At 66.4% G+C, this 19,816-nt stretch carries 10 protein-coding genes; all 10 read left to right on the top strand.

The window, feature by feature from the left end; all coding sequences use genetic code 11:
- Positions 1 to 204 precede the first annotated feature (204 nt).
- The 10 genes from MNZ39_RS00700 (at position 205) to MNZ39_RS00655 (ending at position 19,797) form a co-directional block, all read left to right on the top strand.
- Positions 205 to 1,365 carry a DNA cytosine methyltransferase gene (locus tag MNZ39_RS00700; protein ID WP_242333121.1) on the top strand — a complete coding sequence of 387 codons (1,161 nt, stop codon included), beginning with the start codon at positions 205 to 207 and terminating at the stop codon, positions 1,363 to 1,365.
- A complete protein-coding gene (locus tag MNZ39_RS00695; protein ID WP_255840658.1) occupies positions 1,328 to 1,768 on the top strand; it encodes a very short patch repair endonuclease in 441 nt (146 codons plus the stop codon). Before MNZ39_RS00700 ends, MNZ39_RS00695 begins: the two co-directional genes overlap by 38 nt.
- Positions 1,765 to 4,875, top strand: a complete 3,111-nt coding sequence (gene drmD, locus MNZ39_RS00690; RefSeq protein ID WP_242333117.1) for a DISARM system SNF2-like helicase DrmD — start codon at positions 1,765 to 1,767, stop codon at positions 4,873 to 4,875. The genes MNZ39_RS00695 and drmD overlap by 4 nt, the downstream gene beginning before the upstream one ends.
- Positions 4,872 to 9,032 (top strand): BREX-1 system adenine-specific DNA-methyltransferase PglX, encoded by a 4,161-nt coding sequence (locus MNZ39_RS00685; protein ID WP_242333115.1) that lies wholly within the window; start codon positions 4,872 to 4,874, stop codon positions 9,030 to 9,032. The genes drmD and MNZ39_RS00685 overlap by 4 nt, the downstream gene beginning before the upstream one ends.
- A complete protein-coding gene (locus MNZ39_RS00680) occupies positions 9,029 to 10,255 on the top strand; it encodes a PIN-like domain-containing protein (protein ID WP_242333113.1) in 1,227 nt (408 codons plus the stop codon). The genes MNZ39_RS00685 and MNZ39_RS00680 overlap by 4 nt, the downstream gene beginning before the upstream one ends.
- A 50-nt stretch (positions 10,256 to 10,305) precedes the next feature.
- Positions 10,306 to 12,246 (top strand): ATP-binding protein, encoded by a 1,941-nt coding sequence (locus MNZ39_RS00675; protein WP_242333111.1) that lies wholly within the window; start codon positions 10,306 to 10,308, stop codon positions 12,244 to 12,246.
- Positions 12,247 to 12,266: 20 nt separating this feature from the next.
- Positions 12,267 to 16,262 carry a DISARM system helicase DrmA gene (gene drmA, locus MNZ39_RS00670; protein ID WP_242333109.1) on the top strand — a complete coding sequence of 1,332 codons (3,996 nt, stop codon included), beginning with the start codon at positions 12,267 to 12,269 and terminating at the stop codon, positions 16,260 to 16,262.
- Positions 16,259 to 18,100: a DUF1998 domain-containing protein gene (drmB, locus tag MNZ39_RS00665; protein WP_242333107.1), complete on the top strand. Its 1,842-nt coding sequence runs from the start codon at positions 16,259 to 16,261 to the stop codon at positions 18,098 to 18,100. The genes drmA and drmB overlap by 4 nt, the downstream gene beginning before the upstream one ends.
- Entirely contained in the window at positions 18,100 to 18,861 is a 762-nt protein-coding gene (gene drmC, locus MNZ39_RS00660; RefSeq protein WP_242333105.1) for a DISARM system phospholipase D-like protein DrmC, read from the top strand. Before drmB ends, drmC begins: the two co-directional genes overlap by 1 nt.
- Before the next feature lie 138 nt (positions 18,862 to 18,999).
- Entirely contained in the window at positions 19,000 to 19,797 is a 798-nt protein-coding gene (locus tag MNZ39_RS00655; protein WP_242333103.1) for a DUF5677 domain-containing protein, read from the top strand.
- Positions 19,798 to 19,816: the final 19 nt, after the last annotated feature.

Genomic DNA, 19,816 nt, shown 5'->3' with positions numbered 1-19,816 from the left:
GGCGTGATCACGTAACCGTGCGATATGACAAACGATAAACCGAACGCTCCTGCCGCGTAGTCCATGCCCGGCTGTCGGATCGGTGCGGTACCGTGAGGGCCCAACGGGGCACCGCGGGACCGGTGGAGCGCTCGAGAAGCGGTCTGCCATGTCGGCCCGCTTGCCTCTAGAGGCGGCGGGGCGCCGAGCGAGGTGCAGGGGGAGATGGCCACCAGAATCCGGACACCTGACGTGAGTGGACCCGGCGAGCCCGCGCAGGATGTCGCGTGCGTGGACCTATTCTGTGGTGCCGGTGGTCTGACCCACGGGCTCATGAACGCCGGCGTGCGCGTCGTGGCGGGCGTCGATTCCGACGAGGCATGCAGGTATCCGTACACGTCGAACCACGAGGGAGTCGCGTTCCACGCGTCCGACGTAGCGAAGCTCGAGGCGTCGGACATCGAGGAGTGGTTCGGCGATGCGCGCGTCCGGGTGCTCGCGGGTTGCGCTCCGTGCCAACCCTTCTCCAGCTACTCACAGCGTTACGAGACCGTCGGGACCGAGAGGTGGAGCCTCCTCAACCACTTCGCGCGGCTCGTCAAAGAGGTCGAGCCCGACATCGTCACGATGGAGAACGTTCCCACGGTGAAGAAGCACACCGTGTTCCACGAGTTTGTCGCGACGCTGGAGAGCCAGGGGTATGTCGTCTGGCACCGCGTCATCGATTGCGCCAAGTACGGTCTACCGCAGCGCCGACGTCGCACCGTGCTCCTCGCGTCGCGCCATGGCGAAATCAAGCTCCGCGAGCCCGATGCATCGGAAGCCAGAACGGTCGAGGACGTGTTGAAGGGGCTACCCGTTCTTCGGCACGGTGCCAGCGATGACGACGACCCACTACATACGGCGTCGCGTCTCTCGCCTCTGAACTACGAGCGTATCCAGGCCTCGAAGCCCGGCGGAACGTGGCGCGACTGGCCAGACGATCTCGTCGCCAAGTGCCACCGCAAGAGGACGGGGAAGTCGTATCCGGGCGTCTATGGTCGCATGAAGTGGAACGAGCCGGCGCCCACGCTGACGACGCAGTTCTTCGGCTTCGGGAGCGGTCGGTTCGGCCATCCCTCGCAAGCGCGTGGGCTTTCGCTCCGAGAGGGCGCCATCCTTCAGGGCTTCCCGCGGGACTACGCTTTCGTCCCTGGCGGCGAGCGGATCCAGTTCAAGGTGCTTGGTCGCCTCATCGGCAACGCGGTACCGGTCGAACTCGGGCGCGTGATCGGCGAAAGCATCATCGAGCATGTGAAGAAGCACGTCGGCCACTCCCCCCCGTCAGCGAACGACCACGGAGGGCGGAATGGCCGCAAGCAGGCGAGCAGCGCCGTCCTCTCCTGAAGTGAGTCGCCGCATGCAGCGGGTCCGGCAGAAGGACACTTCTGCCGAGTCCGCGCTTCGGCATGAGCTCCGCGCGTTGGGGCTCCGCTACCGCGTCCACGTCCCCCTCCTGACGAAGCCGCGCAGGGTCGCGGACGTGGCATTCATCGGTTCCCGCGTCGCCGTGTTCGTGGACGGCTGCTTCTGGCACGGCTGTCCTTCGCACGCGACGTGGCCCAAGCAGAACGCAGAATTCTGGCGTACGAAGATCGTCGCGAACCAGGACCGTGACCGGGATACCGACGCGCGGCTTGGCGCCGCGGGCTGGCGGGTCGTGCGGGTCTGGGCTCACGAGACGCCGAGCGAGGCAGCATCGCGTATCGCGGGGCTCGTCCGCGCGCGCAACGCGAAGAGAGGCACATGACCAACGGACGTGCATCCGAGGCGACGGTTCTGACGGCGACCGCCCCCGAACCCGGCCAGCTCGTGGAAGTCCGGCGGCGGCAGTGGATCGTCTCCGATGTCGACGCTTCGTCGGTGTCGCCCGAGCTGCCGAAGCGGAACCTCGTGAAGCTCGCATCGATCGACGAGGATGCGCTCGGCGAGGAAATCGAGGTCCTCTGGGAGCTCGAGCCCGGCGCACACGTGATCGAACGAGCCGGGCTGCCGTCGGTGGACGGGCTCGACGAGCCATCGAAGCTCGAGGCGTTCTTGGACGCCGTCCGCTGGGGCGCCGCGACGAACGCCGACCGAGGGTACCTCCAGGCTCCGTTCCGCAGCGGCGTGAGCATCGAGGACTATCAACTCGACCCGCTCGTGCGCGCGATCGACATGGCGCGCACGAACCTGCTGATCGCCGACGACGTCGGCCTTGGCAAGACCATCGAGGCCGGCCTCGTCATCCAGGAGATGCTCCTGCGCCACCGTGCGCGGACGATCCTCGTGCTGTGCCCGTCATCGCTTCAGGAGAAGTGGCGTAGCGAGATGGCCGAGAAGTTCGGCCTGGAGTTTCGCATCGTCGACACCGAGTCGGTGAAGCGCTCGCGCCGAGAGCTCGGGCTTCACGCCAATCCGTGGACCTCGTTCCCGAGGCTCATCGCCTCCATCGACTGGGCGAAGCAAGGCGAGGGCATTCGACTCCTGCGCGACGTGCTCCCGCCGCAGCCGACGTTCCCGCGCCGCTTCGACATGCTCGTCGTCGACGAGGCCCACAACGTCGCGCCCACGGTTGGCAAGTACGCCGTCGAGAGCCTGCGCACCCGGCTCGTGCGACTCCTCGCGCCGCACTTCCAGCACAAGCTCTTCCTCACGGCGACGCCGCACGACGGCTACACCGAGTCGTTCACTGCGCTCCTCGAGTTGCTCGACGACCAGCGCTTCTCGCGCAACATCCTTCCGCCCGAGGATCAGCTCGCGCGCGTGATGGTGCGTCGCCTCAAGAGCGACCTCGTCGACGCAGAGGGCAAGAAGCTCTACCCGGAGCGGCGCCTCGAAGCGCTGAACGTCGTATACACCGCCGAGGAGAGCGAGGCTCGGCAGCTCCTCGAACGGTACATCGCGAGCCGCGAGATGCAGGACGAGCGCGACGGCGCTGCATCGCACTTCGTCCACCAGCTCCTGCGCAAGCGCCTGTCGTCGTCGCCCGCCGCATTTGCGTCGACGCTCGCCCGCCACATGGCCACTCTCGAGGGCAAAAGCGAGGCGCGCCGCAGCTCCGGGCTCGACGACCGGATCCTCCGGCGCGCGATCGCCAAGACCGAAGAGGACTACGCCGACGATGAGACGCGCGAGTCCGCAGAGGCCGAGGCCATCGAACAGGCGAGCCGTCGCCTTCGCCCGTTGTCGGCCGACGAAAAGAAGTACCTCGGCCGCTTGCACTCGTGGGCCGAACAGGCGAGCCACAGGCCCGACTCGAAGGCGGAGGCGCTCATCCGCTGGCTCGAGGAGACCGTCCGCCCGAAGGGCACATGGTCGAATGCGCGTGTCATCCTGTTCACCGAGTACCGCGCGACACAGAAGTGGTTGCACGAGATCCTGGCCAGTCACGACTTCGGCGGAGAACGCCTCGCGCTACTCTTCGGCGGCATGGACCCGAAGGAACGCGAGGGCATCAAGGCGGCGTTCCAGGCCGACCTGCGCGAGTCGCCGGTTCGCATCCTTCTCGCCACCGACGCGGCGTCGGAAGGCATCGACTTGCAGAACCACTGCAACCTGCTCGTTCACGTCGAGATCCCCTACAACCCGAACGTGATGGAGCAGCGGAACGGCCGCGTCGACCGCCACGGGCAGAAGCAGAGCGAGGTTGTGATCTGGCACCCCGTCGACGCGAGCGGCGGCCACGGCGACGACATCCTGCGCGCCCTCCGCAAGCTCGACGCGATGCGCGCCGACATGGGCAGCGTGAACCCGGTCATCGCCCCGCAGTTGCCGGCGCTGCTCGAAGGCCGCCGCCGCGAGCTCGACACCGCCCTCGCCGAGAAGCGCATCGAGCGTGCCCGCCGCTATGTGAAGGCCGAACGCGAGCTGCGCGAACGCATCGCCAAACTGCACGAGAGGCTCAAGACGACGCGCAGCGAGCAGCACCTCACGCCCGACCATGTCGAGCGCGTGGTGCGCGTCGCCCTCGCGCTCACCGACAAGCCCGACCTCGCGCCCGCGAGGCTGTCCGACCTGCCCGACGCCCGCGTCTTCCAGATGCCCGCTTTCGCGGGCTCGTGGTCACGGTGCCTCGACGGGCTCGAGCACCCGTACACCAAGCGCATCCGCCCCATCACCTTCGACCACGAGGTCGCCAAGGGGCGCGACGATGTGGTGCTCATCCATCTGAACCATCCGCTCGTGCAGATGAGTCTTCGGCTGTTGCGTGCCGAGGTGTGGGCACGCGACGACGTGAAGAAGCTGAACCGCGTCGCGGTGCGCACGCTGCCCGACGCGAAGGTCGATGGTCCCGCCGTCGTGGTCGTGTCGCGGCTCGTCATCACCGGCGGCAACCACCATCGTCTCCACGAGGAGCTGACGGAGGCGGGTGGCTACCTGCGCGAAGGGGGCTTCAAGCGCGAGGACGGCATCACGAAGCTGCGCGACTGGCTCGACTCCTCTGTGCCCGGGACGATCGCCGATTCGCTGTTCGACGCCCTGCGCACGCGATTCCGGAAGCACACCGACGCTGTCCTGAGCGCGGTTTCGTCGCGGTCGAAGGACCGCCTGAAGGTCCTGGGCAACACTCTCGAGTCGCGCAAGCAGCGCGAAATCGAGGACGTGACCCAAATCCTCGACGACCTCGCGAAGAGCGTCGAGGCCGAGTTGAACAAGGATGACCCGGAGCAGCTCTCGCTCTTCTCCGAGGACGAGCGCACCCAGCTCCGGCGCGATCGGCTCGCCCTCGAGACGCGTCTGCGGCGCATCCCGGAGGAGCGCGACCGCGAGCGCCTCGCCATCGAAGAGCGCCACGCCGGCCTCGTCGATCACACGTTCCCCGTTTCGGTGATCCTCTTTGTGCCTGAGTCGCTCGTTGGCCGGAGGAAGTCGTGAGCGCCAAGCACGAGTGGCTGAACCTGCTCGAGGTTTTGGGCCCGTTCCTCGCAGTGCCCGTGCTCAGCGAGGTGTTCCCGCAAGGGCTCGAAGAACTCGACACCTCGCGCGCGAAGCGTCTGCGCGGCGCCTACGAGGAGTGGCGCGACGCGGTCGACGCCGACGACCCCGACCTCGACAAGCTGCATGAGGCGTGGATCGACGAGGTGCTGCGCACCGCGCTCGACGCCGACGACCAGTTGCTGAAGGCGGGCAAGGACGTGCCGGCGTCGGTCGTCCAGCTGCCGGAACACGACACAATCATCACGCCCGAGCTCGTCTTCGTCGACCCGACCCACGGCGGCGCACCCATCGCGCCCATCCATGTTTTCCCGCCCGACACCGACCTCTCGGCGTCGATGAAGTTTGGCGGGCTCTCGTGCTCGCCGGGCGACCGCATGGCGCTGTACCTGCGCTCATTGAACAAGCCCTTCGGCGTCGTGACGAACGGCGAGCGCTGGATGCTGGTCCACGCGCCGACGGGCCAGGTGGCGACCTTCGCGAGCTGGTACGCGCGCCTTTGGGGGCAGGAGCCGGCCACGCTGCGCGCGTTCGCGTCGGTGCTCGGCGTGCGGCGCTTCTTCGCGCCCGAGCAGGACCGGCTTCCGGCGCTCTTCGAACGCTCGACGAAGCACCAGGACGAGGTCACGGACGCGCTCGGCGATCAGGTCCGGCGCGCCATCGAGGTGCTGGTGCAGGCGCTCGACCGCGCCGACCAAGATCGCAACCGCGAACTACTCCGCGACGTGAAGCCCCAGGAGTTGTACGAGGCCGGGCTCACCGTGATGATGCGCCTCGTGTTCCTCCTCGCCGCCGAGGAGCGCGGGCTGTTGCTCCTGGGCGAGCCCCGCTACGACTCCTTCTACGCGGTCTCGACGCTGCGCATGCAGCTCCGCGCCGAGAGTGACGAGATCCTCGAGCGTCGGCGCTCGGCTTGGTCACGGCTCCTGGCCGTCTTCCGCGCCGTCTTCGGCGGCATCGAGCACCCGACGCTGCGCCTGCCTGCGATGGGCGGCTCGCTCTTCGATCCCGACCGATTCCCGTTCCTCGAGGGACGCCTGAAGGGCACGTCATGGCGGCAGCATCGCGCCGAGCCCCTGCCCATCGACGACCGCACGGTGCTGCTGCTCCTGGAAGCCATCCAGACCTTCGAGGGGCGCACGCTCTCGTATCGCGCGCTCGATGTCGAACAGATCGGGCACGTCTACGAAGGCCTGCTCGAACGCACCGTCTCGCGCGTCGAAGACGTGACGCTCGAACTCGAAGCCGGCGCACAGGCCAAGGACGCCCGGGTCACCTTGGGCGAGCTGGAGTCGGCGCGCCGCGAGGGACCAGCAACCGTCACGCGCCTGCTCGTCGAGCGCTCGAAGCGCTCCGAGTCGGCCATCAGGAACGCTCTGGCCGCCGATGTCGAGCCCCAGCTGAGCGCACACTTGCTCTCCGCGTGTCGCGGCGACGTGAAGCTCCGGGACCGGCTCGAGCCCTACGTCCGGCTGCTGCGCACCGACCCGTGGGGCTACCCGCTGGTCCATCCGAAGGGAGCGTTCGTCGTCGTGCTCGGCGCTGACCGGCGCGAAACCGGCACACACTACACGCCAAAGAGTCTCACCGAGCGCATCGTCGAGGAGACGCTCACACCGCTGGTCTACATCGGTCCCGCCCAAGGCGCCCCGCGTGCCGAGTGGAAGCTGAAGACGCCAGAGCAGCTCCTCGACCTGAAGGTTTGCGATCCCGCGATGGGTTCCGGCGCGTTCCTCGTCCAGGCGTGCCGATTCCTGAGCGCGCGCCTCGTCGAGGCGTGGGCGATCGAAGAGGCAGCGGGCCGCGTCGTCGACCTCACGGGGCGGATCCACGAGGCGCGCACCACCATTGAGAAGATGGCGCCCGGCGTCGAGGAGCGCGCCGAATACGCGCGCCGCATCGTGGCCGAGCGGTGTCTCTACGGTGTCGACCTGAACGCGCTCGCCGTCGAGCTGGCGAAGCTTTCGCTGTGGCTCGTGACGCTATCGAAAGGTCGCCCCTTCGGCTTTCTCGACCACAACCTCCGGCGCGGCGACAGCCTGCTCGGTATCAGCCGCCTCGAGCAGCTCACGCAGCTGTCGCTCGATCCGTCGGCCACACGGCAAGGGCGGCTGTTCGGCAAGGCCATCGAGCGAGCCGTGGCCGAGGCGGTCGAGCTACGGCGCAAGCTGCGCGAGATCCCCATCCGCGACATCCGCGACGTCGAGGCGATGGCCACGCTCGACGCCGATGCGCGCAAGAGGCTAGAAGCCGCCGAGCTGCTCGCCGACGCCTTCGTCGGCGCGATCTTCGCGGCTGACGGCGGGGACATCGAGACGCGGATTACTGCGCTGGCAGCTGATGCTGACCGCGTCGTGAAGGGCGAGGAACGCCCGACCGATACGTTGGCGAAGCGCACGGCCAAGGACCTCGCGAAAGACTCGCCGAGCGGTGGAGCGCGCCGCCCCTTCCATTGGCCGCTGGAGTTCCCCGATGTCTTCCAAGGTCCCTCGCCGGGCTTCCATGCCTTCCTCGGCAACCCGCCGTTCCTGGGCGGCAAGCGTATCACTGGGGTGACGGGCGACGCCTATCGCAACTGGCTCGTGGCTCACATCGCCGAAGGGCGGCGCGGCTCAGCCGACCTCGTAGCGTACTTCTTTCTCCGGGCGTGGAGCCTGCTGTGCGACGGCGGTGGACTCGGGCTGCTTGCGGTGAACACGATCGCCGAGGGCGACACACGCCAAGTAGGGCTCGAAGCGATGGTTGGTGCCGGCGCCACGATCTATTCCGCCTACCCCAATGAGCCGTGGCCCGGCCGTGCCGCTGTCGTCACGAGTCGCGTCCATGCTCACAAGGGAACGTGGCACGGCCCGCGCTCTCTTCACGGTCGCCCTGTCGCGTTCGTCTCGGCGTACCTCTCGGATCGCGAAGACTGGAGTCCCCAGCGACTCAAGGCCAACGAGCGCAGCGCCTTTCAAGGGTCGGTGGTCGTCGGCATGGGCTTCGTCCTCACGGCGAATGATGCGAAGCAAATGCTCGACGCGGACGCGAAGAACGCCGAAGTCGTTCTTCCGTACATGAACGGCGAAGACCTCAACTCGAGCCCGGAGCAGCGTCCCAGTCGGTGGGTGATTAGCTTCTGGGACTGGTCCGAAGAGAGATCCCGCGCTTACAGGAGGCCTTGGGCGTGGATTGACGAGCGGGTCCGCCCCGAACGTCAGCGTCGCGACGAGAATGGAGCATTCGTTCTCAGGAAGCCGCTACCAGAACGATGGTGGCAATACGGTGATAAGCGGCCAGGCCTGTACCACGCGACCAATCGCGGACATCACTTCGAACAGCACCCCGATGACTGGAACGCAAAAGCGAGGCCCCTGTCGCGGGTGCTCGTCTCTTCGAGGGTGGGTAAGCACTTCGCTCCCTCTATGGTCCTCAATGATGCGATCTTCAGCGAAGCCTGCGTTGTCTTTGCCCATCCTCAGCCTCAGGCTCTCGCGGCGCTCCTCAACTCATCGATCGGCCAGGCATGGGTGTGGCAGCAATCCTCGCGGCTGAAGACGGACCTGCGATTTGCGCCGTCTGACGCGATTGAAACCTTTCCATTTCCAAATCGGCTCGAGACGCTCAACGGACTCGGTGAGGCTTATCTGATCGCGCGCCGTGACATCATGCGCGACGAGAAGCTTGGCCTCACGAAGCTGTACAACCGCTTCCACGATCCCGCCGACCTCGATCCTCGCATGCAGCGCCTGCGGGAGCAGCTCCGCGAGATCGATGCAGCCGTAGCGCGACTCTACGACTGGGAGGGCCTTGACCTGGAACACGGCTTCCACGGGGTCGCGTACCTCGCCGAAAACGATCGCGTACGCTTCACGATCAGCGAGCCCGCGCGTCTCGAAGTGCTCCGTCGCCTCGGCGAGCTGAATCGACAGCGGTACGAGGAAGAACAGGGGGTGGCACCGGCCGCGAAGCCGCGTGCGGCGAAGGGCCGGGCAAAGACCGCCTCGGCCGGTCAGGGCGCGCTCGCCCTCGTCGATGGGCCCGAAGCCGAGCCGAAGACTTCCAAGACCAAGGCCGGCGCTCCTGCGAAAAGAGCCATCTCGCGGAGGCCCCGATGAAGACGCTGTTCGGGCATCTGCTGCCGTTGGCCGAGGATGAGATCGAGGCCATCTGGAAGGAGGCCACGCTCACCGTCGACGCGAACGTCCTTCTCGACTTGTACCGGTACCACCCGGAAACACGGGGCGCGCTCATCCAAGCGTTGCGCGGCTTCGAAGGCCGTCTCTGGCTCTCCCACCAAGCGGCTTTGGAGTTCGTTCGGAACCGCGCGCGTGCCGCTGCCGCGGTCGCCAAGGAGTTGGCCGAAGCCGTTGGAGACGTGAACACCTTGGAGTCGGCGCTCAAGAAGGCCACCGACGATCTGCGTGGTCGACGTCCGCTGCCTCGCGAGGTTGGACAGAAGTTGAAGGCCGATGTCGACGCGGCGATTCGTTCGGCAAGAGCCTCGATTGAAGAGCTACGGACGCGCGATGCCAACGGGGCGTCGACCGATGCGGTCCTCGATGACGTTCTCGCGCTCTTCGACGGATGCGTCGGCGGTCCTCCCGCCGGTGACGAACTCGCCGACCTCCACAAGGACGCCGAGCGCCGCATCAAGGAGAAGGTACCGCCGGGCTACGAGGACGCGAAGAAGGACGGCGGCAACGTGCATGGCGACTACCTCGTCTGGCATCAGGTTCTCCAGCAGGCCAAGAGCAGCGCCAAGCCCGTGATCCTCGTGACCTCCGAGCGGAAGGAGGACTGGTGGGAGCGCGCTCAGGGGAAGGCGGTCGGGCCACGACTCGAGCTGCTGGAAGAAGCGCACCGGGTCGCCGGTCAGCGCGTGCTCATCTACCAGACTGCTTCGTTCATCGAACGAGCGGTGGGGCCATTGCACGGCTGGATGGCGGCATTGGTTCTCGATGACATTCGACCAGAGGATCTCGAGGACGTCACCGCTGCTGCGCAGATCGAGCTCGATGAGATCATGAACGACTCGGTCGGAAGACTTGGTGACGAGCTCATCGCTTCCGACGCCTCACTTCGCCGTCTCGTGGCGGAGACGAAGGTGAGCGGATGGCGCGTGCATGACGTTGAAGTGCCGTCTATCGAGCGTGTCGACAACGCATTTGCTCAGCTCAAGTTCACCGCGGTGGCACACTACACGAGCGGGCCGGTTGAAGACCCGCGAGTCGGGCCGGAGATCCGAGTACAGCTTCGGGGAACCATCGCATTCAAGAACGGCGCGTGGGCGATCACCGAGCACGAGGTCGAGAACGCAGAGATCGTGCGGACACCATGACCCAACAACTCGCTCTGGCAGGTATCCCGACTACCACGTTCGAGATGACTGTGGACCTCAACGTCCTCGAGCATCTCGGCATCAACCTGTACAGCAACATCGCCGCCGTGCTTACGGAAACCGTGGCGAACGCGTGGGACGCCGACGCCGAGAACGTCACCATCCGCGTCGATCCGACGAAGCAGGAGTGGATCGAGATCGTGGACGATGGCATCGGCATGTCCATCGACGACCTCAACGGCAAGTACCTTCGCGTCGGCTACCGTCGTCGCGACGACCCCGACGACGAGCACGGGAAGCTCACGGCGAAGAAGCGCCCGGTGATGGGACGCAAGGGGCTCGGAAAGCTCTCGCTGTTCTCGATCGCCGAGGTCATCGAAGTACAGTCGGCACAGGACGGCGAGAACGCTGCGGGGTTCACGATGCGCGTCGACGGCATCAAGCAGGCCGTTGCCGAGAAGAAGCCCTACCACCCGGTCCCGCTCCCCGACGCCGAGCTGAAGGTCACGAAGGGCACGCGCATCGTGCTGCGCGACATCAAACGCCAGCGCCTCGGGACAGGAGTCGAGGCCCTCCGCAAGCGGCTCGCACGCCGCTTCTCCGTCATCGGAGAGTCGCGCGGCTTCAAGATCACGATCGACGACGCGCCCATCACGGCGGCAGACCGTGGAGACCTCGACAAGGCCCAGTTCTTGTGGACGTTCAAGAACGACGGCTCGGTGCCGGCGGAGATCGCCAACGTGCTCGAGCGGGAAGAACTCGACGAGCGAATCGCCGAATGGAAGCCAACGTGGGCGATCCGCGGGTGGATTGGCACCGCCGCCAAGCCGAAGGATCTCGACGGTGGCAAAGACCTGGGGAACCTGAACGGCATCGTCCTCTTCGCGCGCGGACGACTCATTCACGAGAACGTGCTCGACCGCATCAACGACGGTCGGCATTACACGAAGTACCTCACCGGGCAGATCGAGGCCGACTTCCTCGACGTCGATGACGAGCCAGATATCGCGACGAGCGACCGGCAGCGTGTCCAGGAGGACGACCATCGCTACCTCGCCCTCATCGCCTTCTTGAAGGACACGCTCAGCGACGTAGAAAAGCGCTGGAACGAGTGGCGAAAGAAGCACGAGCTGCAGAGGGCCAAGGAGCAGTCCCCGGCGCTCACGGAGTGGCTCGATCAACTCGAAGAGGGCCATCGCAAGAGCGCCGAGACGCTGATCGCGAAGCTGAGTTCGTTGCCGGTCGAGGAGGAGGAAGACCGTAAGCTGCTCTACAAACACGGCATCTTCGCGTTCGAGCGCATGAAGCTGCGCGGCTCGACGGAGGAGTTCGCGCAGCAGGCGGTCGACAACATCGAACTACTCTTCCGTCTTCTGGCTGACCGTGATGCGCTCGAAGCCTCGCTCTATCGCGACATCGTGAAGTCGCGCCTCGAAGCCATCCGCGCATTTCAGAAGATCGTCGACGAGGACGCGAAGGAGCGTGTCCTTCAGCAGTACCTGTTCAAACACCTGTGGCTGCTCGACCCGGCGTGGGATCGGGCCACCGGGACGGAGGTCATGGAGAGCCAGCTCCTCGACGACGCAGGCGTCGTGAATGATCTCACGGAGAAGGAGAAGCTCGGGCGCGTCGACATCAAGTACCAGACGACGGCTGGCAAGCACGTCGTCGTCGAGCTGAAGAAGGTCGGCCGCAAGATGAAGCTCCTCGAGTTGCAGGAGCAGGGCTCGACCTACGTCGACAAAATCAAGAAGATCCTGAAGGCGAAGGGCGAAGACTCACCGAACATCGAGGTCGTCTTCGTAATCGGACAACCGATCGACGAGGTCAACAACCCAGACCGGGTCAAGGCGTCGATGGAGGCTGTGTCCAAGGGGAGTCGCATCGTCCTGTATGACACGCTCATCGAGGGCGCGCGCAGGGCCTACGCCGAGTACCTCCAGAAGAGCTACGAGCTCGACAAGCTCGAGAAGCTCGTGGGGAGCCTGTGAGAGATGAACGGGAGCCGCGCATGACGACGACCTCCGCATCGAGCACACAGGCATGGCTCGCCAAGGAGGCGACGCCGCTCGGTCCGTTCGTCCTTCGGCTCGCCGGTGATCGGGCCGGCGTCGGAGCGTTCACTCCTGGCCACTGGGTCGTCGTCGTCGACGCGACCGGAGGCCTGAGGCGCGTGGGGCGCATCCTGCGCATCCGCGCCGACCTCGAAGCGACCACGATCTACTTCGACAAGCTTCAGCCGGTGCAGAAGGCGGGCTCGCTCGCGGACATTGGGCTCACGCTGCCGACAGGGCTCGTTACGCGCCTGCGTTCCGAGGACCTGACCGCCGTGCTGGCGCGCGACAGCGTCTCGTCGCCCGGCGACGTACCGCTCATCCAAGACGCCGCTTACGTTCGCGAGCTGCTCGAGCTGGCGACACGCGACGATCTGCTCGGCCCAGCCAACGGACCAGGGGAGCTGGTCGTCGACATGAGCGTCCGCGACCGCTACCTCGTCGGTAAGCTCGCGCCGCGAAAGCCCGGAGACGCTACGACGGGCACCGAGGTCGAGCCGTCGGCGGCAGCCGACGAACAGAACGACTCGGCGCAGGAGAACGATGCCCCGCTCCACGAGCCAGGCGCCGAGTTCAACCGCGCGAGCGGGCGCGTCGAGCCCGAAGACGACGCGCTCGACGAGATCGACACGACCAACAATCAGTCTCTCGTGCCCTCGAGCATGGGCCTCACCTTCTGCGTCGGCCCCGACGTGAAGACGCTGGAAGTCACCGCGCGCTGGGGCAGCTATGCCCGTGTTCCGAAGGAGGAACACGAGTACACGAGGCCGAGGAAGAACCGCGAGACCGGTGAGGTCGATGAAACGAAGGTGAAGGTCTGGCGCCGCTTCCCGCGCGGCGGGCGCGTGACCCTCACGCTCGAGGACGGCCCCATCGAGCCGCTGGTGCCCGATGCGGAGCTGGAGGCGGTCCGCATCCAGGGCGCCGTGCGCACCAACGCCAAGGGTGAGCGGCTCGTCACGCTGTTCCTGGTGAACGGCCAGTTCGAACCCGAGACCAACCGCGACAGTGCCTGGCTCTTCCAGCCCGAGCTCGGCGTGACGGGGTCGGGCGAGGCGGCCGGGGCTCCCGTATTCCTCCGGCGTCCGAGCAACGACGTCGTCGTGAACGATGCCGAGCGCGACCACCTCGGGCTCATCTACCGACGCCGCGTGGAGTTCGCCGTGGGCCACGGTGTGGCGGTACACGCCGAGTCGCCCGCGAACGACCCGACGCGCGCCACGCTCGTCCGCACCGAGGTGATCCCGCGCTACGAGGTGCCAGTCACCGAGACGCCGGGTCTTGGTTTCGACGACCGTCCTGCGATGAGGAAGATGGTCGAGCGAGGCTGGCTCGACATGCTCTCGCTCGCCGACCGCGAGAAGCCCGAACTCGAAGAGGCGCTGAAGACGCTCGTCGACGACTACGCCGCGTGGATCGACGATCAACGCACGCGCGTCGGCACGGAGATCACGGGATACGACGCTACGGCCAACGAAGCGCTGAGCCGCTGCAAGACCACGCTCGAACGCCTGCAGGCAGGCCTAAAGGTGCTGCTAGCCGACCCGAAGGCACTGGAGGCCTTCCGCTTCGCCAACCGAGCGATGGCCCGCCAACGCGTGCGAGGCATCTACGCGCTGAAGCGCCGTCGTGGCGAAGAGCTGACTCTCGCTGACGTCGACGTGCGGAAGAACCGATCGTGGCGCCCGTTCCAGCTCGCGTTCCTGCTGCTGTCGATTCCATCGCTCGCCGACCCCAAGCACACCGATCGCACGAGTCCCGCCGAGGCATTCGCCGACCTCCTCTGGTTTCCCACGGGCGGTGGCAAGACCGAGGCGTACCTCGGTGTCGCGGCGTTTGCGATGGGCATTCGCCGACTGCAAGGGGTGGTCGAGGACCTCGACGGCGTCCGCGGGCTAACCGTCATCATGCGGTACACGCTGCGCCTCTTGACGCTGCAGCAGTTCCAACGTGCCGCGACGCTGCTCTGCGCGATGGAAGTCATCCGTGCCGCTGACGTTTCGAAGTGGGGCGCGGAGCCGTTCACGCTCGGCCTCTGGGTGGGCAACAAGGTTACGCCGGGAACCACTGAGGCTTCGCACCAAGCCATCGAGGCCATCCGCGACAAGGACCGCAACCGCGCCGGCATCGCGTCGCCCGCGCAGCTCACGAGCTGCCCCTGGTGTGGCTCAGAGATTCAGCCCGGTCGCGATATCGAGGTCGACAAGACCGCCGGTCGTACCGCCATCTACTGCGGCGACAAGCTCTCGCAATGCGAGTTCAGCAAGGCGAAGTCGAACACCAACGCGCATCCCGGTCTGCCGGTGAAGCTCGTGGATGAGGAGATCTACCACCGGCCTCCGACGATGATGATCGCCACCGTCGACAAGTTCGCGATGATGGCCTGGCGGCCGGAGGTGCGGACGCTGTTCGGCAACGTGAAGGAGGAGTGCGAGCGCCACGGGCTGCTCTGGCCGGGCCACGACTGCGGCACTGGCCACAAGGCGAAGAGGCCTCATCCAGCTGCGAAGGTGAAGCCGACGCGCGGTGTGCGCCCCCCCGACCTCATCATACAGGACGAGTTCCACCTCATCAGCGGTCCACTCGGCACGATGGTCGGACTCTACGAGACCGCCGTCGACGACCTCTGCTCGTGGCGAATCGGGAAGTCCAAGGTACGCCCGAAGGTCGTCGCGTCGACCGCGACGGTTCGGCGGGCCGGCGATCAAGTGCGAAACGTATTCATGCGGCGCCTCGCGATCTTCCCGCCGAAGGCGCTCGACGTCGAAGACGACTTCTTCTCGGTACAGCGCTCCGTCGAGAGGAAGCCAGGGCGGCGCTACCTTGGGATCTGCTCGCCCGGCAGCTCGAGGCCGGCCGTGCTCATCCGCACGTACACCGCGTTCCTCACGGCAGCGCAGGGGCTCTTCGACGCGTTCGGCCCGGTCGCCGATCCCTATATGACGATGGTCGGCTACTTCAACTCGCTGCGCGAGCTCGGCGGCATGAAGCGGCTCGCGGAAGACGACGTCCAGACCCGTTCGTACCGCGTGAAGATGAGCCTCGTACAGCGCCCCGGGCTCGAGCAACGGAGCGTCTCGACCATCGCCGAGCTGACCTCGCGCGTGAGCAACGCCGACATCCCGAAGTACCTCGACCAGCTCGAGATCCCCTTCGACGGCGTGTTCGACCCGACCAAGGACAAGTTCGTCAGCCAGCGCGCGCCCGACGGTCCTCGGCCCATCGACGTCGTGCTTGCGACGAACATGCTATCGGTCGGCGTCGACGTGAACCGCCTCGGGGTCATGGTCGTGAACGGCCAGCCGAAGGGGACCGCGGAGTACATCCAGGCGACGAGCCGCGTCGGCCGGGCGTTCCCCGGCCTCGTGGCGGCGGTGCTCACGTGGGCGAGACCTCGCGACCTGTCGCACTACGAGACCTTCGAGCACTATCACGCGACCTTCTACCAGCACGTCGAGGCGCAGTCGGTCACGCCGTTCTCACCACGCGCGATGGACCGTGGGCTCACCGGCGCGATGCTCGCCGTGATGCGGAACCGCTTCGAGCCGTTTGCTCCGAACGCGGGTGCGGGTGCGCTCGATAGCCCGAGCCGCCCGGAAATGGTCGCCACGATCGAATCGGTCACCGAGCGCACGTGGGAGGTTACCGAGGACTCGGCGAAGAGGAGCCGGGCCAGCGCAGAGATGAAGAGCCGCGCCGACGAGTGGGCGAAGGAAGCGGCCGTTCCGGGACGCGTCCTCGTCTATCAGAAGTACGGCGCCGGTCCCACCGCGTACCCAATGCTGGAAGCCCCTGGCATTCGCCCTTGGTCGACGTGGACGGTTCCCATGTCGATGCGCGAAGTCGAGCCCGGTGTGAATCTCGTGATGGAGGACGATCGCTCCAACCAAGATCCGGCATGGCGCCCGCGCCCCACCGATGATGACGCGCTGGACGTGGAGGCGTCGCGATGAGCAAGACGCCGGTGGGCGAAGTCCGCCCGAGCCAGCTCCTGTGGACCTACGGGCCCGGTTCGCTAATCGATCTCCCGAACCTTTCCGTCGTCACGATGGGGATCGACCGCTGGGAGGTGGGGCGATGCCAGCCGATCCAAGAGGCGCGTCTGCTAGCCAACGTGCGGCGCGTGCTCGGGGAGCAGGTCGAGTCGCTCCGCATGCCCCCGCTGACGGACAGCGACGTGGTCGATCCGTTCTCGCCCGAGGCGCTGGTCGGCGTGCCCGTGAAGCCGTTCCCGCGCTGGATGCGGTGCGTGAAGTGCGGCTTGCTCTCGCCGTTCGACGCGGGCTTGTTCGATCTCAAGGCGAACCGTTATAGGCCCGAGCGCACGTGCTTCGTCCATAAAGGCTGCACCGGCTCACGTGGAGATCAGAAGCCTCGCGATGCGGACGCGGTTCCCGCGCGCTTCCTGCTCGCGTGCCGCAAAGGTCATCTCGACGACTTCCCGTGGCACTGGTTCGTGCACGGTGGGCCGAGCGCCTGCAAGGGAACGCTACGCTTCTTCGAGAGCGGCGCCTCACTGCAGACCGAGAACCTGTGGGTACGCTGCGACTCGTGCAACGCCGCCAAGAGCATGGCCCAGGCCTTCGGGCAGGTCGGCAAGGACAACCTTCCGGGCTGTCGCGGGCGTCATCCCCACCTCAACCGCTTCGATGACGGCTGCGCCGAAGTCCCGCGCGCCATCCTCCTCGGCGCGACGAACGGCTGGTTTCCCGTAACGCTCTCGGTGCTCGCTATCCCGCAGACGGGGAGTCCGCTCGCCCAACTCGTTGCCGACGGCTGGACGTTCTTCGAGGATGTCGAGAATGCCGCCGAGGCGGCGGCGGTGGTGAAGACCCTGAAGAAGACGGCGCAGTTGCCCGGCATCGAAGCGTTCACCGGCGATCAGGTCTGGGAGGCCGTCGAAGCCCAGCGGGCAGGTGCGGCGGGGGACGAGGAGCTCGATCTGAAGGGGCCCGAGTGGGATGTCCTCACGTCGTCGACGCCGCCGACCGACTACCCGTACTTCATGAGTAAGAAGGCCGACATCCCCGCGGGTTTCGAGCCCTATCTCTCGCGCGTGCTACTCCTCGAGCGGCTACGCGAAGTGAACGCGCTGCTCGGCTTTACGCGTGTCGAGTCGCCCAACGAGGGCGGTGGCGAGGAGCGTGCGCCACGCGCGCCAATCGGTCGTACGGCTCCCAACTGGGTTCCGGCCACGCAGGTACACGGCGAGGGCATCTTCCTGCAGTTCTCGGAGGAGGCGCTCGTGAAGTGGGCGGCGGGGACAGGCCCTCGAGCTCAGGAGGCCGAGCTTCGGCGAGGACATCGTGGGTGGCGTGCGCGACGCGGGCTCGAACCCGATCCGGGGTTTCCCGGCATGCGCTTCGCGCTGCTCCACACCATCGCCCATCTGCTCATCCGCGAGCTTGCGCTCGACTGCGGATACAACGCGGCGAGCATCCGAGAGCGCGTGTATGCCGACACCGAGGACGGGAAGTCGCAAGCGGGCATCCTGATCTACACGGCAGCGGCCGACTCCGACGGCACGCTCGGGGGCCTCGTCGATCTCGGCAAGCCAGAAAACCTCGGCCGTCTGCTGCGACAGGCCCTCGACCGCGCGAAGGTCTGTGCGTCCGACCCGCTGTGCGCCGAGCACAACCCGAGGACCGACTCGACGCTCCACGCCGCCTCGTGCCACGCGTGTTCTTTCGTTTCCGAGACATCATGCGAGTGCGGCAACCGCTACCTCGATCGCGCGCTCGTCATCCCGACTCTCCAAGTCACCGACTCGGCCTTGTTCGCGGGGATCTGATGGACGAGCTCCTCGATGCGGTGACAGACCTGGTCGCCCTCGCATCTCCGGGACGAATTCGAGCTGTCGCGGGTAAGTTGCGCGGGCTTTCGGCACCCCAGGATGCTCCGCCGGTGTACACGCTGGCGGATACGCCTCCCGGGCGCGAGGCGGTAGCGCGCATCTTGGCCGCTTGGGCGACGGCCCAAGTGACCGGCGACGAGGTCGCGGGCATGCTCCTCGGCGCTTCGCAGGCGCGTCTCCGCGTCGAAGGAGAGCTGAGCATCGAGCTGGTCTGGACGGGCCCGACGACCCCCTTCGTCCCGACACGAAGGACGGAGCAGGTGCTTCTCGACCTCATCCGCGGGGCACAGTCCGACCTCATCCTCGTGAGCTTCGTCGCCTACAGCGTGGGAAGCGTCGTCAAGGCGTTGAACGAGGCGGCAAGCCGCGGCGTGCGGGTGCGGGTGTTGTTGGAGGCTTCGACGACGCACGGCGGCAGCCTGGACATCGATCCCGCGGCGACGATGCGAACGAGTGTTCCTGCGGCTGAGCTCTTCACGTGGAAGCAGAAGCCGGAACCGTTCGTCGAAGGCAAGGTCCACGCGAAGGTCGCCGTCGTCGATGGCGCACGCGCGTTCATCACGAGCGCCAACCTGACGGCGTATGCCCTCGAGAAGAACATGGAGGCGGGGGTCCTGGTCAATGGTGGGCCCGTGCCGAAGACGCTCGCGGATCACCTTCAGGCGCTGATCGACGTCGGGACGATCGAGCATGCGTAAGCTCTCGGGCCGCCTTCGAGTGCGGGGCAGCCGGTTCGCCGCCGTGAACTCGCTTCCGAGCGGAGGCTCGCAGTGAATCCCGAGTTCTGGGAGACGCACCGTGCTTGGTCGGACCGTGCCTTGATGACGGTGCGAGAGATGCTTCCCCTCTTCGCGAGCGTGGCTCGCCACGAGAGATGGACCGAGCGCGAACGCCAGACGCTGGCCCTGTTGCTTACCGCCGCCGCAAGGAGTTCAGAAAGCGTCCTGTGCCTGACTGCCTACGGGCAGGTGTGGGATGCGGAAATCGTGCTCAGGTCGGTGTTCGAGGCGTCGCTCAAGTTCGTCTACCTGCTCGAGAGGCCGGAGGCGTTCAAGGAGCGGCATGCCGAGTACTCGGAGTACCTATTCGACCTCGCGATGGTGAAGGACCATCGCAAAGCCGAAGAGTTCTTGGCCGCGATTCCGAATGCTGGTGCGGGGGAGTGGCGTGCGATCCGCGATCGACTCCTCGCTAAAGACGAGTTGGAGTCGATCTTGTCGCGGTTTCCCAAGAAGCGTCGAACTGAGCTGGAGCATGCTTGGAGTTTCGGAGGTTTGATCAGCGCTCTGACGCGCGCCGATGACTCGCCGTACGTCGGGTTTGCCGGTCTGGCGTGGGGGTACTGTTCCATGAGCCACCTGCAGCATGCCGACTACGCCGGGGTCGTTCTCCCGCGCGAACGCGAGGAGCGAGCCCCTCAGCGGCGCGACGCGCTCCAACTCGCGCACCTCGCCCGGATCATCATCGACGTGGTCGCGTGTCTGCAGATTAGGCTCCTCTCGTCTTACCGATTCTTGGGGCTTGATCTAGCTCCGGTGAAAGAGACGGTGCACAAGAGCGATGCGCTGTGCGCGAGTTTCGGTGGTGCGTTCGAAAGATGGAGTGAGCTCGAGTACGGCGCGGCCGAAGGGTAGGGCGCCGCGAAGCCGCGAA

The sequence above is a fragment of the Anaeromyxobacter sp. SG66 genome, from assembly GCF_022690805.1.
GTDB classification, from domain to species: Bacteria; Myxococcota; Myxococcia; order Myxococcales; family Anaeromyxobacteraceae; genus Anaeromyxobacter; species Anaeromyxobacter soli.
The sequence above is the reverse complement of the archived record's forward strand: the minus strand, read 5'-3'. Positions and strand labels throughout refer to the sequence as shown.